We start from the raw sequence: 23,512 nt of genomic DNA, 5'->3' as shown, positions 1-23,512 counted from the left end.
ACGACTCCCTGGTCATGGCCCGCAGGAACTTGATTCGGATGACCAGAATTCCTGAAATGATCTTGTTTGGGCTGATCCAGCCCATCATGTTCGTGGTGCTGTTCACCTACGTGTTCGGCGGCTCGATGCAGATCGGCAACAGCACCAACCTGGACGTCTACAAGAACTTCCTGATGGCCGGCATCTTCGCGCAGACAGTCACGTTCGCCACCGCCAGCTCCGGGGCCGGCATAGCCGACGACATGCACAAGGGCCTCATCGACCGCTTCCGCTCGCTGCCCATGGCGCGGGGCGCGGTGCTGACCGGACGAACCGTTGCGGATCTCGCGCAGACGGCCTTGACGCTCCTGGTCCTCGCGATCGTCGCGTTGATCGTGGGTTGGCGCCCTGGCTCCGTGGACCCGACCAACTTCGGGAAGATCTTGGGCGGCTTCGGCCTACTGCTTCTTCTGGGATACGCCTTCACATGGATCGGGGCGTTGATCGGCCTGTCGGTCCGCACCCCGGAGGCGGCCACCTCCGGCGGCCTGATCTGGCTCTTCCCGGTGACGTTCATCTCGAACGCCTTCGTGGACTCCAGCAAGATGACGCCCTGGCTGCGGCACATCGCGGAGTGGAACCCGTTTAGCGCGACTGTGCAGGCGTGTCGCAAGCTTTTCGGCGACCCCGGTCTGTCCCCGTCCGATGCCTGGCCGATGCAGCATCCGGTGTGGGCGTCGCTGATCTACTCGGTCCTGATCATCGTCATCTTCCGTACGCTCGCGGTTCGCAAGTACCGGCGGACGGCCAGTTGATGCTCCGCCTTGCCGGATCCTGCTCGCCGCAGTTGGCTAGGTTGCGAGTGGCTTGAATGGGCATCTGATCAGGGGTAACGCATCACATTGAGAGCCCCCAAGAGACGGGGGCTCTCAATTGTCTCTGCGGCTCGTGGCTTCTTGGGAACGGTCGAGGGCCGTGTCCGATTGGTCCGCCTGGCCATCCGTGGGCGTGGCCTGCAATACCTTGGCGAACGCCGCGTAGCGGCGTTGTATCGATCTTGTTGGTCTAGTCAGCCGAAGGTCGGCCCGTGCCGAGTCACGTTCAGGTCCCGCATGTGCCTCTCAAGGCAGGCCCAGAAGGGACACATCTGATTCTCGCGAAGTGATACACCAGGTGGCCAACGCCCCATACGCTTGGACTGTGACCTCACCTGCCGATGACATCGAGCTAGCTGACGCCGTAGGGGCAATTCGCGACGGCCTCCTGGAAGCATCTAGTCGTGGTACCGGTTCCCCGTTGCGGTTCGAACTCGGTGATATTCAGATGGAGTTTACCGTCGAGCTGCGGCGTGAAGTCAGAGGAAAAGGAGGTGTTAAGGCCTGGGTTGTCAACGCGTCCGCTGAAGGGGCATTCACCGATATGCGAATTCAGAAGGTCTCATTTACCCTAAAGCCCAAAAATGCTGCCACCAATGGTGGCTGGGACATATCCAACGAAACCGAGGGTGATGCTAGTCGGTTTGAGAGTGGCAACTGAACGCCGTGTCGTACCGTGGCCCAGTACGGGAGCGCATAAGCGCAGTATTCGCTGGAGGAAGGCAGGGCAGCGGGTACCTCTTGACTCCTCGCCTGATTATTACCGCTGCTCACGTGGTCGCTGATGAAACCACTGTTCAAGTCGCAGTACCGGGAACTGGGAAGGTTTCTTGCGACGTCGCATGGGTTCGATTCGACGATCGATGTGATGTTGCCCTCCTAGTAGCTCACGGGCCTCTTCACAGTGGCACTAGTTCGTTTCCTAGCGTACGCCTTGGCTCGATCGATTCCTTAACCCCGCTTCCGAATTGCCAGGCTATCGGGTTTCCTCAGATGCAACGCGACAACGATGGGCACCTAGATACCGAACAGCTGGTAGGAACCCTAAAGCCCGGCTCTAACCTATTGAGTAGGCGTTATGTCCTAGACAGCTCCCATACGCCCCCTGCGAAACAGGGAGATAAAAGTTCACCCTGGTCGGGTTTCTCGGGGGCGGCGCTATTCTATAGCGACGTGATCATAGGTGTCGTGGGGCATGACCCGGCCAATTGGCAGCATGGCCGTATCGAGGCGACTCCCGTATCTGAATTCTACAACGACCCCCTCTTTAGAAGAGTTCTAGAGGAAAGTGGAGATGCGGAGTATCTAACTGTCCCCAACGACCTATCCCCCGATCGCGTATTTGAAGAGCGTTATAGGGATTATATTTCGACCAAGTTTGGCACTCTGACCATTTTTGGTATCGACTTGAATGACCGTTCTCAAGCTGAATGGCCTCTCGATGCTGCGTACCTGAGTCTTGAAGCGACAGGCTATAGAGCGGCAAAGCGAGACGCAATTAAAGAAAGGGAAGGGCTAGCCGCAACGTTGCAGCCCATGCTGCCTACCGACAAAGCCCTTGAAGGTCACGACCGAGTGCTCTTGAGAGGTGTAGCGGGTTCTGGAAAGACCACACTCGTCCAATGGCTTGCGGTGTCCACCGCTAAGCGGGAGATAAATAGAGATCTCCAGCATCTCTATGATCGAGTTCCGTTCGTTCTCCCTCTTCGGACCTTGATTCGACATTCCTCATTGCCTCTGCCTGACGAGTTTCTAATCTCCACTAGAAGCCCGCTATCTCGTCTGCAACCGCAAGGGTGGACTGAAAATATCCTGCTGTCTCAGCGAGGACTGGTCTTGGTTGATGGTCTTGACGAGATCTCAGAACTGGATCGTGAAAGAGTAAGGAATTGGCTGCGTGAGCTAATTATCGCTTTCCCTGGAAATTCATGGCTAGTTACATCGCGCCCTTCAGCAGTGTCCGACGATTGGCTAGCGTCAGAGGAATTTTTCGAGCTCACCCTATTGCCAATGGGGCACAAGGATGTCGCTACTTTCGTCCGTAGGTGGCACGGTGCCGCTTGTATGACGTGCCGAGACACCGATGAGATGTCGCGTCTAACAGATTATCGAGAGAGTCTCATCTTGGCTCTGAGGTCTAAACAAGATCTGGGACGCCTCGCGACGAATCCCCTCATGTGCGGGCTAATTTGCGCTCTTCATCGTGACCGTAGAGGGTATCTCCCGCCAGGTAGAAAGCAATTGTACGACGCGGCTCTGTCTATGCTTCTAGCGCGACGTGATCGCGAACGGGACTTGGATGTCCAAATCCCAGAAGAGACTCAGATCCAACTTCTTCAGAAGCTGGCCTATTGGTTGATTCGTAACGGCCAGGTGGAAATGGATCGCTCTGATGCTATTAGCATCATTGTGACGTCCCTCCCTGCCATGCCTGCCTTGGCGAAAATCGGGGACGCAGAGCAGGTTTATAGGCATCTGCTCCTGCGGAGCGGCGTTCTGCGTGAACCTACGGACGGTGTAATGGATTTTATTCATCGCACCTTTCAGGATTACCTGGGGGCTAAAGCTGCTGTGGAGGAGCGGGATTTCGATCTGATGGTGAGAAACGCTCATCATGATCAGTGGGAAGATGTCATTCGGATGGCAGTTGCTCATGCGTACCCGGCAGAAAGAACTCGTCTGCTCAACAAATTGATTAAGCGTGGAGACCGAGTAAAGCGCCACAAAACTCGTCTCTACCTACTAGCCATGGCTTGTCTGGACCAGGCTACAGAATTGGACCCCGAGATTCGACTAGAAATCGAGAAGCGGGCTAGCGAGCTAATCCCGCCGGGCGATTACCAAGAAGCTGAAGATCTGGCGAGTGCAGGTCCGATGGTGCTCGACTTGCTCCCAGGGCCAGAGGGGCTCGCCCCAGACCAGGCTAAAGCCGTCGTGGATACTATTACGCTGATTGGAACTGACGCGGCGATTCCGGCCCTTGCTCGCTTTCGAGACTGTGGCCATCTGGAAACTCTCGATCAGTTGACGAGATCGTGGAGCATATTTGATACGCGAGAGTATGGCCAGGAGATTATCGCCCACTTGCCCGAGGATACACTTTTTTGGGCAAGGAGCGAGGAGCAGCTGCGATTTCTTCACGAGATCGGCGGACGCCCAGAAGTAATTGTAAATGGTAATTATGGAGAGGGGCTTCTGGCGCACGTCTTGAATCGCGATATTCTTCGCCGATTTGGGACTCATTCAAACACATCCATTGTCGATCTGGCCTTCCTCGCCGAGTGTGTCGAATTGAAGGCGCTATTTCTTTATGACTGTCCATCGATTACCGACCTCGCGTCGATAAATGAAATTAAATTTGAAGAACTGAGCATTAATAAAATGGATGGCCTCTTGGAGAATTTTTGCGGCTTGAAGTCGATGCGTCACATCAAGCAACTGGCTATCATGCAAACGCTTCCGGGTGATGATCTTTCTGTACTGCCGCGTGAGGCGTCGCTGCGGCGTGTTTCTTTCTCGAAGAAAGCTCTCGCTAATACTGGACTGCGAGGGTTGAGTGAACTTGTCAGCATCGAAGAACTCTGGATTTCTGACACCGAGGAGCTTGCGCCAGCAGATTGGGCCGAGGCTCAGCGGTTGCCAAATCTGAACGCACTGGGTGTGGATAGAGATATGATTCTTGGCTTGCTGGAGTACGGTAAGTCTTGGCTAAAGGTAGGATGGTTGAGATTTACGCCCACAAGTCGAATGGTTAGACGGGAGTTGGGTGCTGAAGAATTCAGTAAGATTCTATCTATTTTCCCCAACCTGCAGCGACTGGATGGCATGCTCACTGTGACCGAGCGATCTAATGCAGCCTCGGTGTTCACGCATATTCAGTTTAATAACGTCCCGTTCCATCTCTAACCCTCATGGGCGAGCGACGGTTCAACTTTCTCTTTGCGTGGTTACTGCGCTGTGAGAGTGCAGCGCTCACACCTCATGCGGAGTGGCTCACCTGCCCGCCCCTCGTTTCGTAGAGCTTTCCCAGATACGGTCGGTCTCGTGTCTGGCGCACGTTGGGTTGGTCACCCGTAGGCGTGCGCTGGTTGATCGCGCGCGACTAGGGGAGCTGGTACGGGCATGGCGGTTGACGCTGCTCGATCGGAAGAGGGGTTCACGTCGGCAAGGGCTACGCGGGTGATGGCTGCTGCGTGCCGGGCTGCGGGGCTCGATGACACAGGCGCTGAGCTGATCCGCCTCGGGGAGAACGCGCTGTTTCGGCTGTCTTCCGTGCCGGTGATCGTGCGCGTGGCTCGGGGGGAAGAGTGGCTGTCTACGGCTCGTACCGAGGTGGTCGTGTCGCGGTGGCTGGCGGGGGAGGGGTTCCCGTCAGCTCGGATCATCGAGGATCTGGAGCAGCCGTTCTTGATTGATGGCCACCCCGTGACCTTCTGGCATTTGATCCTTGAGGGCGACCGCAAGGCGACGTATGGCGAGTTGGGCGGGGTCCTGCGGGATCTGCACTCGCTGACCGTGCCGGAGAGCCTTGCACTCCCGTCGTTCGACCCTTTTGACAAGCAAGCGTTGCGGCTTGACCGGGCGGTGATCCCGGACGATGACAAGGCCTTCTTGCGGAAGCGGTGGCGGGAACTTCAGGACAAGTACGCCGAGTTGAAGTTCGAGACGCCCAAGGGGCCGGTGCACGGTGACGCGCATGTGCAGAACCTCATGGTCGACGATCAGGGGCGCGTCATCCTGATCGACTTCGAGGCCTTTTGCTACGACCATCCTGAGTGGGATCTCATGGTCACGTCGGTGGAGCACTACAGCCTTGGGTGGCAGACCGACGAGCAGTACGCCGACTTCGTGGGCGCGTACGGGCGGGACCTGTACGACTGGGACGGGTACAGGACGCTGCGGGGCATCCAAGAGTTCGGCATGACGACCTGGCTCATGCAGAACGTGCAGGAGGACGAGGAGACGGCGGCAGAGTACCGCCGGCGTATCGCTGGTCTGCGTGATGACGATGGGCCTCGGGATTGGCGGCCCTGGTAGGGGCTACTCGTCGTCCTCGTCCAGGCGGTTGAGCGCGTCGTGGACCTTCTCGTTGAAGGCGGCCACGGTGGGGTTCGTCGCGTGCACACTGACTTCGTTCTGGAAGTCGGTGACGTAGCGCTGGAAGCGGTTGGACTGGAGGGAGTCGCCGCCGTCGACTGCGAGGCTCGCGGTGGTGACGGCGGCTTCCAACTCGCCGTTGAGTAACTGGCTTTGGGCGAGCACCATGCGGCAGAAGCCCAGGGTTCGGGCGTACTTGGGGTCGGTGCTGTCCACCGCTCGCTGGGCCTGGGCGACGGCGTCTCGGCGCATTTTGAGATCGCGGAAGCAGTGGCAGAGTTCGCCCATCAGTTCTGCGGGGTCGAAGTAGCTGATCCAGGCGGGATCTTCGGCGGTGTCGGCACGCTCGAAGTAGCGCTCGGCCTCGTTCATGGCGCGACCCGCTGCACTGGGGTGGCCCGCGTTGGACAGGGCGCGGGCCTCCATCGCCGAACTCAAGGCCATGACGCGGGGTGTCGCCCGGCCTTTGGCGCTCTCGACTGCGGCGCGGGCAAGCTGGATGGCTTGGGTGTGGTTGCCGAGGTAGTTGGCCTGGTGGCTGAGGTTGCCGAGGATGCGGGCGCCGAACATGCGGTCGTCGATGGCCTGGGACAGGCGCAGTGTTGAGGTCAGGTAGCGGTGGGCCAGGCGGTGGTTGCCGACGTCGTACGCGGTCCACGCGAGCAACTGGGAGATCTCGGCGGCTGCTCCGAATAACGAGGTGCCGACCTTCTCGCTGTAGCCGGCGTTCAACAGCGGCAACACGTCTTCGCGGAAGTAGTGGCGCAGTGCCTTGTGGCCGTGACCTCCGCCGTACTTGAAGTCGAGCTGCATGAACAGGCCGGCGGCTTCTCTGATCGCGCGGACGTCGCGCATGCCGACACGTCGGTGATCGGATCTGTCGGCCTGGATGCCGTCGGGGCGCGCGATCATCCACGACAGGACGGCGGAGCTGAGGTCGGCGTCCGCGACTGCCAGTGAGTCCGAAGCAGGGGCGTCGGCATGCTCGTGGGTGAGTCCGTCGAGCATGGACAGGACGTCGGGAACCGTGCTCGGGTAGCCGACGGGCTCGGGGGCCGTTGACTTGGTGTGGTCGAAGAAGCCGAGATCGCCTGGGGTGATGCGGCGGCGGAGCTTGTTCGAGAGAACGTCTGCCATGAGTGCCGCTGTCTGCGGCCTGATGCCTGCGCCTTCTCGCCAGCGCTTCACGGCGACGTGCGTCGTTCCCAGGGTCATGCCGCGGTGGGCGCCCTCGTCTGTCATGCGTTTGGCAAGGCCCTTGTTCGAGACCTTCGCTTCGTCCATGACCGCGATCAACTGCGCGTTTGGTTCTCGGTTCATGCTCCCCTGCCAACCCGAGAATGACGGCGAGTATTCATCGTGTCACAGGAGTAACGCCCTGGGGGGTTCATTGGCGAACCCCCTTTGCGTTTGCCGGTGTTCACGTGAACCCCCTGGTGGACGCTCCCGGCGGCGCGGTCCGCGTCGTTCACTGGTCGGCACAGATCGGAGGGCCAAAGGGCCCTTCAGCGCTCGGGAGGGAACGCGGTGGACGTGCAGCACAGCAAAGACTCGGCGAACGCCTCGACGACAGGTGCTCCACGTCGCTCGCCGTATGACCCGACCACCGGGCATTTCCGAGCGTTGACGCTCTTCGCCGAATCGCCGGATTGCAGCAAAGCGGCCCGCGACATGGTGGCCTCCTACCTCCGGACCTGGGAGTTGGGGCACGCCGTCGAGGACTCTCAGCTCATCGTGGCGGAGCTGGTCGGCAATGTCGTACATCACGCGGTGCCGGATGACTCCAGGGCGATTCCTGGGGCCGCCCGGCGAATCGACGTGTCGCTGATGACGTGGCCCGAGGTGCTCGTGATCGGTGTCGCGGATGAGGACTCGACTCCCCCTGAGCTTGCGGCGGGTGAGTTCGTCTCGCCGGATCTCGCTGGCGACTTCTCCGAAGCGCTGTTGCCGGACCGGGGGCGCGGGCTGCTGATCGTTCAGCGCCTGGCCGACGCGGTGTGGTGGTCCCCGCAAGACAGAGGCGGCAAGACCGTGTGGTGCCGCCTGGACCTCGACCGGCTGTGGGCTGAGAACTCGGCCTGAAAGATGCCGGGTCACCGCCTCTTGATTCACTCCCTCGCGATCGGGAGTGGGCAGCGGCCCGGACCCCGGCCGGAGTCTGACCCCTCCGGCCACGGAGCGCGGCTCCTCGGCACCCCCGGGAGCTCCCCTCCCGATTGAGGGGCCGCGCTTCACAACTTAAGACCGAAACCGGGCCACCCCGTCAGCCGTGGAAAGCGAAGGGTGGCCCGGCAGGGGACGCAGCGGTCCCCGGTGCCTGATGGTACTGGGGCCGCTGCGCTGCGTCGCTTCTGGCCCTGAAATCAAGCGAGTTGACGAACCGTCAACCAAGAGGGGCTGAGGTGGACGCGGTGACTGGCGCGGGTGACGACTGGCTGAGAGACGGGTTGGGCGTCGACGGCATGGACTCCGGTCTGTGGGTGACAGGCGTCGACTATGTGCAGGGGTGGCGTGAGGCTCGGGAGGTCGCTGATCGGTTGAACCGGGCGTTGCTCGGTGTCGGGTTCGAGCTGTCCGAACTGCGGGCCGTCGCCTCGACCAATGAGGAGGGGCGCGGTGTGGTGCGGGTGGCGGGCTGGCCGGGTGCGGTGAACCGGCTCGCCGCTCTTCTGGAGGCGCTCGCGGACGGCGATGGCGGTGTGCGGTGACGCGCCGTCTTGCTGGTGGGCGCGGTACGTGGGCACGTCGCCGGGTGTCGAGACTTTGGGCGGTAGCTGCCATGGGGCGAGTGAACAGGGGGCCTTACGCTCGCCGGCGGATCGGGCAGTCTCTTGGAGCCTGCCCGCGTTTAGCCCGATCGGCCCCCTGTTCTTCGAGGCTCGCCCCATGGGAGCTGCCTAAAGTCTCGACAGCCGGCGACCCCCAGCCACCAACACCCCGGCCTACGGCGGCCGTTCGACGCGTCGACTCCTTGGGCGTGCTGTGGTGCGGGGCGCTTGCCGACCGGACGGGACCGGCGGCCACGCCGCACGCCCGGCCGGGGTGGCCGGGCGCCCCGGCGCGCCGCAGGCGCGCCCTTGAGGAAGTGAAGACTGTTTCGACCGATGCCCGTTGCTGCTCAGGGGCGGGTGCGTCGGGTGGGCTGTTTGTCGGCGGTGATCCGGTAGGCGAGTTCGGCACGGTCCGCCCCCACGCGCAGCTCTTCGAGCAACAGCGGGCGCTCATCGGCGCCGTGCGCGACGCGGGTCACATGCAGGATCGGCGTCGCATCCGGCAGTTGGAGCGTGGTGCGCTCGTCGGGCAGCGGCATGTGGGCGCGGACCGTCTCGGTCCAGGTGAGCTTGTGTCCGGCTTGGGTGAGGACCCAGTAGATCGCTGCCGGGGGCTTGCACGGTTCCTTGCCGAGCAGCGGGACGGCCTCGGCGACCTCGAACGGGATCAGCGTCCGGTGCATGGCACGCGTTCCGGTGTCAGGGTCTGCAAGCAGCCGGTCGCAGCCGAACAAGGCTTCCTCCTCGCCGAGTTGGAGGAGACGGCCGGTGTCCTTCGTCGTGTGGGTCCGGTAGGTGTGCGACTGTTCGGCCTCCTGCCAGGTGTCGCCGTTGGGCATCACGAACTTGCCCTCGCTGCTGTGGCTGATGCGGCGTTCGAGGGTGAGCGCGGGCTGACCATCGGAGCGGACGAAACTGCCCTTGCCGTGCCGGACATCGATCAGGCCTTCCGCGCGCAGCGCCGCAATGGCGTTGCGGACGGTGGGGCGGGAGACCCCGTAGCGGGTCATGAGCTGGGCCTCGGACGGCAGCATCGAGTCGGGTGTGAACTCGCCGGACAGGATGGCTTCGCGGATGGCGGCGGCCACCTGCTGGTAGAGGGCTCCGGGGCGCTGGATCTCCGACATGGCGGCATCTCCGGGTCGAGGTCATAGTCACGTCGCACGCGCGACATCACTCGTCAGCATAAGTACTTGCGCTCTCGCCGTACAGGGCCTCATAGTCGTAACTCGTAAGGACAAGTGACGTCTGAATGTGTCAGGCGTCCCGACTGGCCAAGGAGGCCAAAGATCATGCAGTCCATTCCCGTGGACACGGCGCGACTGGGCGTACTGCGGTGCGCCATCGCGCCCGAAACGAAGATCAGCAACTTCGAGACACAGGAGGTGAAGAAGGACCGGGACGGCAACCCCGTCTACACCGTGGCCGTCACCGTCCGCCAGGACGGACGCCGTATCTCCGTCATCGAGATCGCGGTGAGCGGCGAACCGAAGGGCATCCAGGAAGGACAGATCGTCCGCGTCACTGGGCTGACCGCGTTCATGTGGTCGATGGGCGATCGGCACGGTGTGAGCTTCCGCGCGGATGCCATCACGCCCGTGCACGGCAGTCCGGCTGCGCAGTCCAAGGGCGGTGACGCGTGATGGGACCGATCCTGCTCGCCTTCGCCCTGGCCGTGCTGGCCTGGCTGCTGGACGTCGGCGACCTGGTGCGCCGGCACCGCCCGGCCTGGCACTGGTACTCGTCGGCTACCCGGTCACCGTATGGCGGGTGCTGTTTACCTGGCGCCGGGTCGCCCTGCTCAACGACCTGTCCGTGTCCAAGCTCCCCGCCCGCACGCTGGTCGGGCACCTGATCGTCAAGGGCGATCCGGTACGACCTGTAGCGCCTCGGTTCTCGTTCCCGCGGGCGACCCGCATGGGGCTGAGCGTGACCGTGCGGCTGCATGCGGGGCAGACGCCGATGACGTACATGAAGGCGGCCGACGCACTCGTGCACGCGTGGAGAGTCCACGCGGTGCGGGTCACCTCGCCGGAACGCGGTCTCGTGCTGCTGACCGCGATGGCCAGTGATCCGCTGGAGCGGCCCGGCTTAGCCACCGCCCCGGCCGAGTTACTGTCCGCGCTCATCGGCGCACTGGAGTCCGGCGGTGCCTGGGTGATGAACCTGCGCCTCGTCCCGCACTGGCTGATCACCGGGGCCACCCGCTCCGGCAAGTCCACCCTGCTGGTCCGGCTCATCACCCAACTCGCGACCCAGCCCGTCGCCCTGGTCGGCATCGACTGCAAGGGCGGCATGGAACTCGGCCTGTTCACGCGGCGGTTGACCGCACTGGCAACCTGCCGACGCGAAGCGGTCGCGGTGCTCTCCGCGCTCGTGGTCGACATGCAAGACCGGATGGGCGTGTGCCGGGCGGCCGGCGTGCGCTCGATCTGGGAGCTGCCCGACAAGCTCCGCCCGGTACCCGTGGTCGTGATCGTCGACGAGATCGCGGAACTGTACCTCTCGGACGGCACCCGTGAGAGCAAGGCGGAGGCGGAACAGTGCTCCACGCTCCTGCTGCGGCTGGGGCAGCTCGGGGCTGCGCTCGGTCTGCACCTGGTCGTCGCCGGACAACGCGTCGGCTCCGACCTCGGCCCCGGCGTCACCGCCCTGCGCGCCCAACTCGGCGGCCGGATCTGCCACCGCGTCAACGACCCCGGCACCGCCGAAATGACCCTCGGTGACCTCAACAAAGACGCTGTCGCCGTCGCACAGACGATCACGGCGGAGGAACGCGGCGTGGCCGTGTGCACCGGACCTGACGGCGGCTGGAGCCGAGCCCGCTCGCACCTCACCCCGACGGAAGAGGCCGTGTCGACGGCACGGAAGTACTCCGGCACGACCCCCGAACTGCCCGCCATCGGCCGCGCCCTTGCGGCGTTGGAAGGAGACGTCAAGTGACCGGAGATGTGATCAGCGAGGGTACGGCGTTCACGTTCGCGGTGATCTTCGGGATCATCACCGTCCTCCTCGTCCGCTCCCGCGACGTGCGCGCCTGGGAAGCGGTCTGCGTCGGCCTCTTCGGCGTCTACCTCGGCCAAACGCCCGTGGTCTTCACCATCCATGGCCTCGTGATCTGGATGATCAGCGGCTTCTCCCACACCTGAGCAGAAGGGACCCACCACCATGCCCATGTCTCGCGTGAGATGCCCGTTCTGCAAGGGCGACGGAGCCCGCAGGACCTGGACCGGACGACTGCGCCGCTGCCGCGTCTGCCGGGGCACCGGAACCATCCGCTGACCCACCCCCACCACCAACCGAGAAGGACGTGATCCCCATGACCGACTGCGCGCCACAACCAATCAACCGTGCCGCTACGGCGGCCAACCCTGGAAGGTCACCACCATCACCCCGGATTACACCCCGGCAGACAGGCGCGCCGTCCTCGACCGCGCGGCGCGCCTGCGCCAACTCCCCGAAGCAGACCGTGACGCACTCCGCATCGCACAAGACCCCCAATTCCCGCGCTGGCTGGAGCAGATCACCGCAACCGGCGGCTGTTCCCACCCCATCCATCTGTCCGGCTCCACCACCACCCTGGACGAGGTGACCGGTGAGATCCTCCACCACTACGACACCCGCGACGAACCCGGCGAACGCCTCCTCGTCCGCTGCCGTAACAGACGCGCAACCGTCTGTCCGACCTGCTCCCGTATCCACGCCGGCGACACCTTCCATCTGGTCCGCGCAGGCCTGCTCGGTGGCAAGAACGTCCCCACCACAGTTCGCAACCGGCCCCGCCTCTTCATCACCCTCACCGCACCGTCTTTCGGCCCGGTCCACCGCGCCGGGGACCAATGCCGCCCTCGCCGCGATGGCCGAACCTGCGAACACAGCCGTCCCGTCGGCTGCGGCGACATCCATGACCAGGACTCGCCGATTGTCGGCCAACCGCTGTGCCCCGACTGCTACGACTACGTCAGCCACGTCCTGTGGCACGCGCACGCCTCCAAGTTGTGGGACCGGTTCGTCATCGACGTCCGCCGGCGCTTGGCCTCGTCGGTCGGCCTGGTGCAGTCCCGCTTCTCGCAGTACGCCCGGTTGTCCTTCGCCCGGGTCGCCGAGTACCAGAAGCGGGCGGCCGTCCACGTACATGCCGTTGTCCGCCTTGACGGTCCGGCCGGACCCGACGACGAACCTCCGGCCTGGGGCGCACCGGAACTCCTCATCGACGCCGTGTGTGCTTCCGCCCGGCGGGTCCTGGTCCGAACGTCCCACAGCCGGGCCGTGGGTGAACTGGCCCTGCGCTGGGGCGTCCAGGTCGACGCCCGACCGCTCGGGGCCAACGACGACGGACCCGAAGATGACGCTGTGGCTGCTTACGTGGCGAAGTACGTCACCAAGGGTGCCAGCGAGACCGGAGCCGGCATCGACCATAGGGTCACCACCTGGGATGGCATCGAGTCTGCCCCCGTCAACGAACATGTCCGCACCCTCATGCGCACTTGCTGGCGCTTCGGCGGCCTCCCTGAATACGCGCCCCTCCGTCTCCGGGCCTGGGCTCACACCCTCGGCTACCGGGGCCACATCCTCACCAAGTCCCGCGCCTACTCCACCACCTACGCGGCCTTGCGCGCGGACCGCGCCGCCCACCGAAATGACGGCGCGGAGCCAGGAGAGGGGACGGTCGCAGAGGCCAACTGGCGTTATGCCGGCTCCGGTCACACCCCAGGTGCCGCCCAATTCGCTGCGGGAATCGCAGAAGACCTTTCCCGAAACAGGGAGTTCGCCCGTGAAGCAGTGAACGAACAGGGGCGGTGCGAATGAGCTGCCCGAAGAAGAAGCAGCCGCAGCCTGGCGAAGTGGTGTCTCGCTGGCGCGCTGTTGAGTGGGGAGATCGCGAAGAGCAGCGTCTGGCTGATCTTTTGTTCGGTCGGCTACCCAACAGGAATAGCCAAGGCGGCAGTTGCAAGCGAAGACCTGCGGATTAGCAAGTAGGGAAGCTATTCTGACGGGACATCACATGGAGGTCCCAGAGGGCGGCAACCCCCTGGGACCAGGCCAGTCTTGGACCGGCCTGCCAGTCACGAAGGGACTGACATGGGGAAGGGTACCGTCATGCGCGGGCGCCGGACTGTTCGGGGAGTGCTTCGCGTAGCCGTCTACCTTCGCGTTTCTACCGCGAAGCAGGTCGAGGGATACGGCCTCGACACTCAGGAAAAACAGTGCAAGGCATGGCTGGACTACAAACTCGGCCCTGGAAAGTACAAGATTCACAAGGTCTATGTCGACGGCGGAGAGTCCGGGAAGAACGACTCGCGACCTGATCTCGACGAGATGACCCAAGCAATTGAAAAGGGTCTCATCGACCTCGTTGTCTTCGGCAAGTTGGACCGCATCGGACGCACCATGGAGGACATCCATCTTTGGGTGTTCAACGCCACCAAGCATCACAAGATCAGGGTTGCTACGGCGGATGGTCGTCTGGACAGTGACGACGAACTCTTCGGCATCATGCTGAGCCTGCTGTCGTACATGGCGGAGCTGGAACACACCCTGATCCTTGAGCGAACCATGGGCGGTCGGGATCAGAAGTTGGCCGCCGGTGGTTGGCCTCTTGGTCAGCCTCCGTACGGGGTGATTCTCAGCGGCAAGGGTAGGAAGGCGACTCCCGTTCTCTGCGAGGACGAGGTGCGCGTGATCAACATCGCCACGAACCTGCTCGTAGATCTTGGCTACTCACGGGATGAGGCTGCCGAGCACCTGAACACCCTTGGTATCCGCACCCGTAAGGGCCTGCCTTGGACCGGGGCGAACTTGGCCGGGCGGCTCAACTCCACTGCGCTTGACGGATATGTGGAGTTCCGCATTGAGCGCACGGCCGAGGACGACGAAGAGGAGACCTTCGAGGTCTTCCGGATCGAGGTTCCCCGTCCGATCGGCGATCCGAAGCGCGTGGAAGCTCTGCGCAAGGCTCTCAACAGGCGTTCGTTCAAGAAGAAGAACCTGAATCACTACCTGTTCACGGGGCGGCTGTACGCGTTGTGCGGCGGCTACTACACGGGAGCAAAGGCCACTGAATCTCCCATCTGCTACTACCGCTGCATGGGCAAGCGGCTGGGTCTGAACTGCGAGTGCGCCGAACTCCCCGCACCCGATGTGGAAAAGGCCGTCTGGGCCGAGATCGAGGCTCTGCTCTCGGACGTGGACAAGTTCAGGGCGCTCGCTGCCAGGTGGTTGGGGGCGATCCCGGCCCGCGCTGAGACTTATCGGGAGCGTCTCGCCGCGTTGGACGCGCAGATCGAGAAGAAGAGGGCCAGCCGTAAGGGGCAGCTCCTCCAAAAGCTCACCCAGCTCTTTGAAGACGAGTTGGGTGAGGGCGCCGGCGACGGCATCGACGAGGAGACGATCAGAGAGGTGAAGCAAGCTCTTCAGGCGAAGGAAGAGGAGCTGACCACCGAGCGCGAACGTGTGGCTCGTTGGCTTCGGGACGCCGAAGAGCAGCAGCAGCGAGCCGACGAGATCATTGCCCTGGTGGAGGGGCAAGCGACGGAGATGGACTCCTTCACTCCTGTGCAGCGCCGTGACCTGCTTGAGCTGCTGGACATCCGCGTGCAGGTGGTCGGCAAGGGGCAGCAGCACCGGAAGGGCATCGCCGAACCCCTCACTGAATGGCACAGAGAGACACGCACGCTCGTGCCTCTCAAGATCAGCGACGAGGAGTGGGAGACGGCTGATGCCATGCTTCCCGCCTCTCGGCAGAAGGGGACACCGAAGCGTGAGGTGTTCGAGGCGATCTTGTGGAAGCTGCGGACCGCTGCCCCGTGGAGTGAGGTGGAGGTCTCAGGGAACGCCTGGAGTGCCGTCCGGCGTCGTTCAGAGGTCTGGCGTACCTCGGGCGCATGGGCGGCCGTCATGGACGCTCTCAAAGGCTCTGGTGGAGTCCCGGTGCCGCCGCTTCTGATCCTGCCTCCCATGGAGGTCACAGGCAGCATTGATCCCAAGTTCGCGGCGCTCGAACTGGAAACCCTGGAGGCCTGCGACGGTGAAGAGGGCTGCTGCAAGCAGAACCACACCCACGCACAGTCTTCCCGGAGATGGTGATCTTCGGCCTGATCCAGCCGATCATGTTCGTGGTGCTGTTCACCTACGTCTTCGGCGGTTCCATGCAGATCGGCGGCAGCACCAGCGCCACCGACTACAAGAACTTCCTGATGGCCGGCATCTTCGCGCAGACCGTCACGTTCGCCACCGCCAGTTCCGGGGCGGGCATCGCCGACGACATGCACAAGGGCCTCATCGACCGGTTCCGCTCGCTGCCCATGGCGCGCGGCGCGGTGCTGACCGGGCGGACGCTCGCGGACCTCGTGCAGACCGCGCTGACGCTGCTGGTCCTCGCGATAGTCGCCCTGCTGGTCGGCTGGCGGGTCGGGTCGGACGGGGGCACCAACGCCGGCAAGGTGATCGGTGCCTTCGGGCTGCTGCTTCTGCTCGGGTACGCGTTCACCTGGATCGGCGCCCTGATCGGGCTCAGTGTCCGTACGCCTGAGGCGGCCACCTCCGGCGGACTGATCTGGCTCTTCCCGGTGACGTTCATCTCGAACGCCTTCGTGGACACCAGTCACATGACCCCGTGGCTGCGCCACATCGCCGAGTGGAACCCGTTCAGCGCCACCGTGCAGGCCTGCCGGGTGCTCTTCGCCAACCCGGGACAGTCGGCTTCGGACGCCTGGCCCATGGTGCACCCGGTGTGGGCCTCACTGATCTACTCGCTGCTGATCATCCTCATATTCCGGACGCTGGCGGTGCGGAAGTACCGCTCGGCGACGGCTTGAGACGGGACGCGGACCGCTTCTCGGGGCAGTTCCCGAGCACGGCGGGCCCCCGGCGCCGCAAGGTCGCCGGGGGCCCGCCGAAGGGCGGGGGTCCTGAGGGTCAGCCGTTGTACGGCTCGGCCTTGAGGATCGTCACCGAGGCCTTCTTGCCGTTGGGCAGCTCGTACTGCGCCTCCTCGCCGACCTTGTGGCCGAGCACGCCGGAGCCCAGCGGGGACTGCGGCGAGTAGGTCTCGATGTCGGCGCTCGCGTACTCGCGCGAGGCGAGCAGGAAGGTCGTGGTGTCGCTCTCGTCGCCGTCGAAGGCGATCGTGACGACCATGCCGGGCGCGACCGCGCCGTCCGACGACGCCGGAGCCTCGCCGACCTTGGCCTTCTCCAGAAGCTGGGTCAGCTGGCGGATGCGGAGCTCCTGCTTGCCCTGCTCCTCCTTGGCCGCGTGGTACCCGCCGTTCTCGCGCAGGTCGCCCTCCTCGCGAGCGGCCGCGATCTTCACGGTGATCTCGGCGCGCGCGGGACCAGACAGGTACTCCAGCTCGTCCTTGAGCTTGGTGTACGCCTCCTGCGTGAGCCAGGTGACGTCTTCGCTGGTCTGGGTCACAGGTGCTCCTCGTAGGTACTGGGAATACAAAGCATCGCCCTACCCAGAAGAATGTTCCTTCATGGAAGGGCGAAACCACGAGCCTAACAATTCAATGGCGTCAGGGGGAGGACATAAGCCGTCAGACATACGTCAACGCTGGTCAGCGCCTACGTAACGAGGGTGACGTCAGTCGGAGTGGCAGCCCAGCAGCTCGGCCGTGGTGCCCCTGGCCGTGGTGCGCAGGGTGACGACCTTGTCGATGCGGGTCGCGGAGCCGCCGAAGTGGAAGTCGGCCCGGCCCACCTCGGACTGGTCGGCGGCCTGGGAGCGCAGAGTGCAGTAGCCGGTGGTCCCGGAGTCCTTGTGGACCTCCAGATGCACCTTGACCTCGTTGCCCGAGGCCTGGAAGGTGATCACCTCGGCGCTGATCTTGGCCTCGACGACATAGTGGTAGGCGAAGTACCCGACGAGGGCGAGCAGGCCCGCCGCGAGGACGGCACCGGCGACCTTGAGCTTGTGGTCGGCGCGCTCGTCCGACGAGCGGCCGTAACGGCCCTCGGGCAGTCGCGCACTCGCCGTACTCATGATCGTCCTTTCGGCAAGGGGCCGTAGAAGCGGGCCCCCGGAATTATTCGCCCCCGGATTCGGTCACTATAGAAGCCGCCGATCGCACCCCAGGACACCGGGGCGCCGACTTACTGAGGATTGAGTCTTGACTGACCAGCTGCGACTGATGGCCGTCCACGCGCACCCCGACGACGAGTCGAGCAAGGGCGCGGCCACCATGGCGAAGTACGTGTCCGAGGGGGTGGACGTGCTGGTCGTGACCTGCACGGGCGGGGAGCGCGGCTCCATCCTCAACCCGAAGCTCCAGGGCGACACGTACATCGAGGAGCACATCCACGAGGTGCGCAAGAAGGAGATGGACGAGGCCCGCGAGATCCTCGGCATCAAGCAGGAGTGGCTCGGCTTCGTCGACTCGGGGCTGCCCGAGGGGGACCCGCTGCCGCCGCTGCCCGAGGGCTGCTTCGCGCTGGAGGACGTCGACAAGGCGGCCGGCGAGTTGGTGAAGCAGATCCGTTCGTTCCGTCCGCAGGTGATCACCACCTATGACGAGAACGGCGGTTACCCGCACCCCGACCACATCATGACCCACAAGATCTCGATGGTGGCGTTCGAGGGCGCGACGGACACCGGGAAGTATCCGGAGTCGGAGTACGGCCCGGCGTACCAGCCGCAGAAGCTGTACTACAACCAGGGCTTCAACCGTCAGCGGACCGAGGCCCTGCACAGCGCGCTGCTGGCGCGCGGCATGGAGTCGCCGTACGAGGAGTGGCTCAAGCGCTGGAACGAGTCGGGGCACACCGAGCGCACGCTCACCACGCACATTCCCTGCGCCGAGTTCTTCGAGATCCGCGACAAGGCGCTGCTCGCGCACGCCACGCAGATCGACCCCGACGGCGGCTGGTTCCGGGTCCCGATGGAGATCCAGAAGGAGGTCTGGCCGACCGAGGAGTACGAGCTCGCGAAGTCTCTCGTCGCCACCTCCCTCCCCGAGGACGACCTCTTTGCGGGCATCCGCGACAATGCCTGACATGAGCGCAAGCGCAGCCCTGGCAATGACGCACCTGGTCCCCCTCGCCGAGGTCGACGAGAACAAGGTCACCCCCGGCGTCCTCGGCTTCATCGTGTTCGCGGTGATGGCCCTGGCCGTCTGGGGCCTGATGAAGTCCATGAGCAAGCAGATGAACAAGGTCGACTTCAAGGAGGGCGCGGACCCGAAGGCCGGGCCGACCGCGGAGTCGGAGGCCGAGTCCGGGGCCGCCCCGGCCGAACCCAAGGCCAAGCAGGGCTGAGGCGGCCGATCCGGCGGCCCGCACGAGGGGTGCTCAGGGGGTGCCGGACACCGCCACCCCCATCACCTCCCGCGCATGCCGGCTCGGCACCATGCCCAGCCGCCACGCCTGCCAGCCCGCCTCCAGGTTCACGCCCCGCTCCAGCAGCAGCTGGTACGCCTCCACGTAGTCGCGGAGTTTCTCGTCGCGGTACGGGTGCCCGGTGCGCGACAGCTGGGCGAGTTCCTCCTGGGCGACCGCCGTGCCGACCTCGACCCCGCCGGGGGCCGCGTACGGCAGCAGCGTGGAGCGCAGGAAGTGCGCCCAGTCCTCGCCGCGGTGGTCGCCGTACGAGGTGAACAGGCCTACGGCCTCGTCGCACAGCGTCAGTGCCTGTTGGGTACGGGCGTTGCCCGCGTCGACGACCGCGAGTTCCAGGCAGGTCCACGCCTCGCCGTGGGCGACGCCGATGCGCTGGAAGTCGGCGCGGGCGTCGACCAGGAGCTGGCGGGCGAACCCGGAGTTGCGCAGCGAACCCGTCTGGGCCGCGCGCTGGTCGCGGGTGACGCGGGCCGAGTGGTGCCGGGCGCAGGCGAGGCCGTAGACGTCGCGCATGCGGGAGAACATCGTGCGGGAGCGCTCCAGCTCGCGCACCGCGAGGTCGAGGTTGCCGGTCTCCTCCAGTGCCTGGCCGAGGTAGTAGACCGTCCAGGCCTCACCGCGGGCGTCCTCGTTGTCGCGGTGCCGGGTGGCGGCCTGGCGCAGGCCGTCGATCGCGGGGGACGGGTCGCCTGCGACCAGGCGGGCGCGGGCCAGCTGGGTGAGAGCCCAGGCTTCGCCGCGGGCGTCCTGGGTACGGCCGTAGAGGCCGAGGGCTGTGGTGAGTTCGGACTCGGCGCGGGGGATGTCGCCCATGCGCAGGCCGAGTTGGCCGAGCTGGAAGTGTGCCCAGGCCTCGCCGTGGACGGATCCGCCGGCGCGGTGCAGGACGAGGGATTCGGTCAACAGCCGCATGGCTTCGGGTAGTCGGCCGCGATCCCGCTCTACGGCGGCCAGGGCGTGCATCGTCCAGGCGCGGTCCGTGGCCAGTTGCGGCGGAGCTTGCAGGTCGAGGGCCTCGCGGAGTTTCGCCGCCGCCTCGGTGAGGTTGCCCTGGTGGTGGAGGGTGATGCCGAGCGAGCACAGAGCGCGTGCGGCGCCCGCGTCGTGATGGGCCTCCATGTAGAGGTCGACGACGGAGGTGAGTGTGGTGCGCGCCTTGTCGAGTTCGCCGAGCTGCCGGGCCGCGATGCCGGTGCGCCACTGCACCGAGCGGACAAGGAGGCCCTGGTCGACAGCTTGCGCCAGTTCGCTGATCTCACCCAGGCGGTAGAGGTCGCCGCGCAGCAGGCAGTAGTCGCACAGCGCGCCCAGCAGATTCAGTACGGCGCCCTGGTCGACGCCCTCCGCGTGCCGCAGCGTCGAGGTGATGAAGCTCGACTCGTCGTCCAGCCAGCGCAGCGCCTCGTCGAGCGAGGTGAAGCCGTGCGGGCCGAACCGGTCCGAGCGCGTCGACATGTTGCCGTCGACCAACCGCAGTACGGAGTCGGCGAGTTCGCCGTAGTTCACGATCAACCGCTCCTGCGCGGCCGTACGTTCCGAGGGTTCCTCCTCGTCGAGGAGGCGGGCCTGGGCGAAGGCGCGGACCAGGTCGTGCAGGCGGTAGCGGGTGCCGCGGACGTGGTCGATGAGGCCCGCCCGGGACAGGGCCTCCAGCTGACGGGTGGCCTCCGTGTCGTCCGTGGCCAGCAGGGCGGCAGCCGCCGCCGCGCCCAGCGAGGCCCGGCCGGCCAGTGCCAGTCGGCGCAGCAGCCTGCGGGCCTGGTCCGACTGGTCGGTGTAGCGCAGCCACAGCGCCCGCTCGACCGGTTCCACCGGGCCGTACGCGCCCAGATCCGTGGCCAGTTGGCGCGGTGAGCGCGGGCCGAGGGACGAGCCGGCGATCCGCAGCGCCAGCGGCAGTCCGCCGCACAACTCCCGGATCCGCTCGTCGGATTCGGCGTCGTACGGCTCCGAACCGTCCTGCACCGCCGCGCCCAGCAGCTCCTCCGCACCCGCCGTGTCCAGCGACTCCACCGGCAACTGGTGCACCCAGGCGGCGAGTTCGGCGGGCAGGTCGAGGGGCTTGCGGGCGGTGACCACGACCAGGCTGTCCGAACGCTCGGGCACCAGCGTGGTCACCTGCGCGACATCGGAGGCGTCGTCCAGGACGATCGTCACCGGCAGTCCGGTCAGGTGCTGGTGGTACAACTCGCCCAGCCGCTTGACCTGTTGGTCGGGCGAGGAGCGCTCGCGGAACAGCAGCTGCTCACGGGGTGCGCCGAGCCTGTTCAGCAGATGCAGCAGGGCGTCGCGGGTGGGTAGCGGGGGTTCGCCGGGGCTGTCGCCGCGCAGATCCACCACGCAGGCCCCGCGGAACTGGTCCCGCAGATCGTGCGCGGCCCGCACCGCGAGGCTGGTCCGCCCCGAACCCGGCGCACCGTGCAGGACGACCACGGTCGGCCGGGTCTCCGTACTCGCGCGGCCCGCCTGCACCAGTTGCCGAATACGGGCCAGCTCGGCCCGCCGTCCGGCGAACACCCCCACGGCATCCGGGAGTTGACCGAAAGACTGCTCCAGCACACTCCTTCTCCGCGCCGCCGCACTCTTGTCCGCACCGCGCAACTGCGGCCCCGGCTTCCGCGTCGGCCCGGTCGAGGCGGCGAGCACCCGCTGCTGGTCCAGGAACGGCCGGATGCCCCGCACCTCCAGCGCCGTCAGCCACTGCAACCGCAGCTGCTCCGGACCACCGGGCTGGCTCACGGCACCGGCGCGATGATGCGCGGCCGGCAGATGCGAGGCGGTCACCTTCACGACGGTGGCGACCGCGCCCACGACACCGACGGTCACCCCGGCGCCGAACGCGGTGCCGGTCCCGGTGCCGAGGGCGAGGTCGGCCACCACGGCGGCGACTGCGCCAACACCCGCCACCAGCAAGGGAGTTCGGCCGCCTTCCTTCGCATACCGCTGCCCGAAGGTGAGCTGTCCGGCCGCCGCCTCGTCGAGAGCCCCCGTATAGGCCGCGTACTCCTCGGCCGCCGTCTCCGCCATGGCGTCCAGCGCGGCCCGGGACCGCGCCAGCAGCACCTGCGCGTCCGTGCGCCCGCCGGAGCGCCGCACCTCCTCCTCCACGGCCCGAGCCAACAGCCGCTCGGCATCGGTCCGATGGCCGTCCCGCATGTGTCGTCCCCCTCCGGCGGCAACTTCCTGGCCTATGAGTGTCCTTCGGGAGAGGCGTTCGCGCGAGGGGGCGACGATCACCCGTTGGCGGTACGGGAGCGGCAGTTCGGCTTTCAGCGAGCCGGAAGCCGAACAGACCTCTCTTGATCCTCCGACGCTGTTTGCGCCTCGCTCGTTGTTCTGACCTTGCCCTCGGATCAACGGGGGAGTGGAATGCCAAAGGTGCCTGAGAGCGGGCGCGTTGGACGTATGGCCGTTAATGAGGTGCGTGCGCTGCTGGAGCGGCACGGGCACATCGTGCAGGAAGTCGACGGCCGTAACGACCACGGCGAGGACCTGTACGTCAGGACGAAACCGCCGCTCTCTCTGGCTTCTGCCAATTGAGCCGCGACTGCCCCGTCCGCGTCACGCTCCTGATAGGCCGGGAGGGGCGGGGCGCCCTCCAGACGACTCGTTCGGTGTACGCCCAGATTCAGGGGCCGGGCGTCAGCCACTGGGCAGATCGGAATCCGGACCGCACCTACCGAGATGTGACGCGATTCTTCCTGCGGCGGAGGGGAACTCTTCGCTCGTGCTGCGCGCAGCAGGCGATCCCAGGCTGCTGGGTCGGCTGTGCTCAGTCACGAAGAAAAAATCTTCCGGCTGTCAGATGGTTCCCAAGTCCACGGTGACGGCGAAGGGCGCAGCAGCCTTGATCACGCCAGTGAACATCTCGCCGTCCCGATACGTCTTGGTGGCTGGGTCGAGAACGTACGTGTAGACGATCGGGACACCGGTGGCGGCCTGTTCGACCCGCCAGTAGAAGGGGATGCTGGCTTTGGCGTACTGGTCCACCTTCACGATCCGGTCCGTGGTCTCCGAGCCGGGCGACACGACCTCGACGACCAGGAGTACGTGTTCGGGGCGGGTGGGCGTGAGATCGATGGTTTCTGCCTGGTAGACGGCGACGTCCGGACGCCGGTTGGTGAGCGGAACGTCCTGCAGGCGCACGTCGAAGTCCGTGTCGGCGTTCCAGTCCGGGCCTGCGGCCGCGTCCAGGGCATTGGCCAGGATTCGGGCCAGCCGGTTGTGCCGCTTGGACGCGCTCGGGCTCACCACGACCATCCCGTCCACGATCTCGATGCCGGCGCACTGCTCCTCGGACCAGGAGTCGTACTGCTCCGCGCTGATCTGCAGGTGCATCCAGGCGGGCGCGACCATCTCGGCGGTCATGGCGTACCTCCTTCGAGGATGCTCGACAGTTCCGGTGCTGCTCGGCTCAGCGTACTGTCCTGTGCCGCCAGGGCGCCCGACTGCA

The 23,512-nt window shown here is 65.2% G+C and carries 19 protein-coding genes and 2 pseudogenes; 15 read left to right on the top strand and 6 right to left on the bottom strand.

Annotation, left to right across the window (positions count from 1 at the left end; translation table 11 throughout):
- Positions 1-14 precede the first annotated feature (14 nt).
- From ACGFY9_RS37095 to ACGFY9_RS37075, 5 genes and pseudogenes are all read left to right on the top strand, one after another.
- Positions 15-794, top strand: a complete 780-nt coding sequence (locus tag ACGFY9_RS37095) for an ABC transporter permease (protein ID WP_393761908.1) — start codon at positions 15-17, stop codon at positions 792-794.
- A 385-nt stretch (positions 795-1,179) separates the two neighbouring features.
- The gene (locus ACGFY9_RS37090; protein ID WP_393761677.1) at positions 1,180-1,515 is read left to right on the top strand and encodes a trypco2 family protein; all 336 of its coding nucleotides are present in this window, start codon (positions 1,180-1,182) and stop codon (positions 1,513-1,515) included.
- 5 nt (positions 1,516-1,520) lie between these two features.
- Positions 1,521-2,900: pseudogene (locus ACGFY9_RS37085) on the top strand (NACHT domain-containing protein); the annotation flags it as partial.
- A gap of 249 nt (positions 2,901-3,149) precedes the next feature.
- Entirely contained in the window at positions 3,150-4,760 is a 1,611-nt protein-coding gene (locus ACGFY9_RS37080) for an NACHT domain-containing protein (RefSeq protein ID WP_393761930.1), read from the top strand.
- A 216-nt stretch (positions 4,761-4,976) separates the two neighbouring features.
- Entirely contained in the window at positions 4,977-5,891 is a 915-nt protein-coding gene (locus ACGFY9_RS37075) for a phosphotransferase enzyme family protein (RefSeq protein ID WP_393761675.1), read from the top strand.
- Positions 5,892-5,894: 3 nt separating this feature from the next.
- On the opposite strand, the gene ACGFY9_RS37070 is transcribed toward ACGFY9_RS37075, so the two are convergent.
- The gene (locus ACGFY9_RS37070) at positions 5,895-7,271 is read right to left on the bottom strand and encodes a sporulation protein (protein ID WP_393761673.1); all 1,377 of its coding nucleotides are present in this window, start codon (positions 7,269-7,271) and stop codon (positions 5,895-5,897) included.
- Positions 7,272-7,478: 207 nt separating this feature from the next.
- On the opposite strand from ACGFY9_RS37070, the gene ACGFY9_RS37065 reads away from it, so the two are divergent.
- Together ACGFY9_RS37065 and ACGFY9_RS37060 are read left to right on the top strand one after the other, a co-directional pair.
- Positions 7,479-8,033: an ATP-binding protein gene (locus ACGFY9_RS37065; protein ID WP_393761671.1), complete on the top strand. Its 555-nt coding sequence runs from the start codon at positions 7,479-7,481 to the stop codon at positions 8,031-8,033.
- 329 nt (positions 8,034-8,362) lie between these two features.
- A complete protein-coding gene (locus ACGFY9_RS37060) occupies positions 8,363-8,659 on the top strand; it encodes a hypothetical protein (protein WP_393761906.1) in 297 nt (98 codons plus the stop codon).
- Between the two features lie 410 nt (positions 8,660-9,069).
- Here the strand turns inward: ACGFY9_RS37060 and ACGFY9_RS37055 are convergent, their stop codons facing one another.
- Complete coding sequence (locus tag ACGFY9_RS37055; protein WP_393761669.1) at positions 9,070-9,849, bottom strand: GntR family transcriptional regulator; 780 nt, start codon at positions 9,847-9,849, stop codon at positions 9,070-9,072.
- 165 nt (positions 9,850-10,014) lie between these two features.
- Here ACGFY9_RS37055 and ACGFY9_RS37050 point away from each other — a divergent pair, with 165 nt between their 5' ends.
- From ACGFY9_RS37050 to ACGFY9_RS37025, 6 genes and pseudogenes are all read left to right on the top strand, one after another.
- Complete coding sequence (locus tag ACGFY9_RS37050; RefSeq protein WP_393761667.1) at positions 10,015-10,365, top strand: hypothetical protein; 351 nt, start codon at positions 10,015-10,017, stop codon at positions 10,363-10,365.
- Positions 10,365-11,665 (top strand): annotated as a pseudogene (locus ACGFY9_RS37045) (FtsK/SpoIIIE domain-containing protein). Before ACGFY9_RS37050 ends, ACGFY9_RS37045 begins: the two are co-directional and overlap by 1 nt.
- Before the next feature lie 8 nt (positions 11,666-11,673).
- On the top strand, positions 11,674-11,871 hold the full coding sequence (locus ACGFY9_RS37040) for a hypothetical protein (protein ID WP_318021700.1): 198 nt from the start codon (positions 11,674-11,676) through the stop codon (positions 11,869-11,871).
- Between the two features lie 295 nt (positions 11,872-12,166).
- Positions 12,167-13,531: a replication initiator gene (locus tag ACGFY9_RS37035; protein ID WP_393761904.1), complete on the top strand. Its 1,365-nt coding sequence runs from the start codon at positions 12,167-12,169 to the stop codon at positions 13,529-13,531.
- Between the two features lie 273 nt (positions 13,532-13,804).
- The gene (locus tag ACGFY9_RS37030) at positions 13,805-15,808 is read left to right on the top strand and encodes a recombinase family protein (protein WP_393761665.1); all 2,004 of its coding nucleotides are present in this window, start codon (positions 13,805-13,807) and stop codon (positions 15,806-15,808) included.
- The gene (locus ACGFY9_RS37025; protein WP_393761663.1) at positions 15,802-16,539 is read left to right on the top strand and encodes an ABC transporter permease; all 738 of its coding nucleotides are present in this window, start codon (positions 15,802-15,804) and stop codon (positions 16,537-16,539) included. The genes ACGFY9_RS37030 and ACGFY9_RS37025 overlap by 7 nt, the downstream gene beginning before the upstream one ends.
- 100 nt (positions 16,540-16,639) lie before the next feature.
- Here the strand turns inward: ACGFY9_RS37025 and greA are convergent, their stop codons facing one another.
- On the bottom strand, positions 16,640-17,140 hold the full coding sequence (greA, locus tag ACGFY9_RS37020; RefSeq protein WP_033285239.1) for a transcription elongation factor GreA: 501 nt from the start codon (positions 17,138-17,140) through the stop codon (positions 16,640-16,642).
- 168 nt (positions 17,141-17,308) lie between these two features.
- On the bottom strand, positions 17,309-17,707 hold the full coding sequence (locus ACGFY9_RS37015) for a DUF4307 domain-containing protein (protein WP_393761661.1): 399 nt from the start codon (positions 17,705-17,707) through the stop codon (positions 17,309-17,311).
- A 148-nt stretch (positions 17,708-17,855) separates the two neighbouring features.
- Between ACGFY9_RS37015 and mca the strand changes: the two genes are divergently transcribed.
- Together mca and ACGFY9_RS37005 are read left to right on the top strand one after the other, a co-directional pair.
- Positions 17,856-18,716, top strand: coding sequence for a mycothiol conjugate amidase Mca (mca, locus tag ACGFY9_RS37010; protein ID WP_393761902.1), 861 nt, complete (start codon positions 17,856-17,858; stop codon positions 18,714-18,716).
- On the top strand, positions 18,709-18,978 hold the full coding sequence (locus ACGFY9_RS37005) for a hypothetical protein (RefSeq protein ID WP_393761659.1): 270 nt from the start codon (positions 18,709-18,711) through the stop codon (positions 18,976-18,978). Before mca ends, ACGFY9_RS37005 begins: the two co-directional genes overlap by 8 nt.
- 33 nt (positions 18,979-19,011) lie before the next feature.
- Here ACGFY9_RS37005 and ACGFY9_RS37000 read toward each other — a convergent pair whose 3' ends face one another.
- Positions 19,012-22,215, bottom strand: coding sequence for a tetratricopeptide repeat protein (locus ACGFY9_RS37000; protein WP_393761657.1), 3,204 nt, complete (start codon positions 22,213-22,215; stop codon positions 19,012-19,014).
- Between the two features lie 645 nt (positions 22,216-22,860).
- Complete coding sequence (locus tag ACGFY9_RS36995) at positions 22,861-23,427, bottom strand: Uma2 family endonuclease (protein ID WP_393761655.1); 567 nt, start codon at positions 23,425-23,427, stop codon at positions 22,861-22,863.
- Positions 23,428-23,512 lie beyond the last annotated feature (85 nt).

Source organism: Streptomyces sp. NPDC048504 (genome assembly GCF_043200035.1).
Taxonomy (GTDB): Bacteria; Actinomycetota; Actinomycetes; order Streptomycetales; family Streptomycetaceae; genus Streptomyces.
This window is presented reverse-complemented; position numbering and strand designations above follow the sequence as displayed.

Coding starts and splice junctions, on each gene's coding strand:
- ACGFY9_RS37095 (WP_393761908.1), top strand. CDS start 15: ATGGCCCGCAGGAACTTGATTCGGATGACCAGAATTCCTGAAATGATC.
- ACGFY9_RS37075 (WP_393761675.1), top strand. CDS start 4,977: ATGGCGGTTGACGCTGCTCGATCGGAAGAGGGGTTCACGTCGGCAAGG.
- ACGFY9_RS37070 (WP_393761673.1), bottom strand. CDS start 7,271: ATGAACCGAGAACCAAACGCGCAGTTGATCGCGGTCATGGACGAAGCG.
- ACGFY9_RS37055 (WP_393761669.1), bottom strand. CDS start 9,849: ATGTCGGAGATCCAGCGCCCCGGAGCCCTCTACCAGCAGGTGGCCGCC.
- ACGFY9_RS37050 (WP_393761667.1), top strand. CDS start 10,015: ATGCAGTCCATTCCCGTGGACACGGCGCGACTGGGCGTACTGCGGTGC.
- ACGFY9_RS37030 (WP_393761665.1), top strand. CDS start 13,805: ATGGGGAAGGGTACCGTCATGCGCGGGCGCCGGACTGTTCGGGGAGTG.
- ACGFY9_RS37025 (WP_393761663.1), top strand. CDS start 15,802: ATGGTGATCTTCGGCCTGATCCAGCCGATCATGTTCGTGGTGCTGTTC.
- ACGFY9_RS37015 (WP_393761661.1), bottom strand. CDS start 17,707: ATGAGTACGGCGAGTGCGCGACTGCCCGAGGGCCGTTACGGCCGCTCG.
- mca (WP_393761902.1), top strand. CDS start 17,856: ATGGCCGTCCACGCGCACCCCGACGACGAGTCGAGCAAGGGCGCGGCC.
- ACGFY9_RS37005 (WP_393761659.1), top strand. CDS start 18,709: ATGCCTGACATGAGCGCAAGCGCAGCCCTGGCAATGACGCACCTGGTC.
- ACGFY9_RS37000 (WP_393761657.1), bottom strand. CDS start 22,215: ATGCGGGACGGCCATCGGACCGATGCCGAGCGGCTGTTGGCTCGGGCC.
- ACGFY9_RS36995 (WP_393761655.1), bottom strand. CDS start 23,427: ATGACCGCCGAGATGGTCGCGCCCGCCTGGATGCACCTGCAGATCAGC.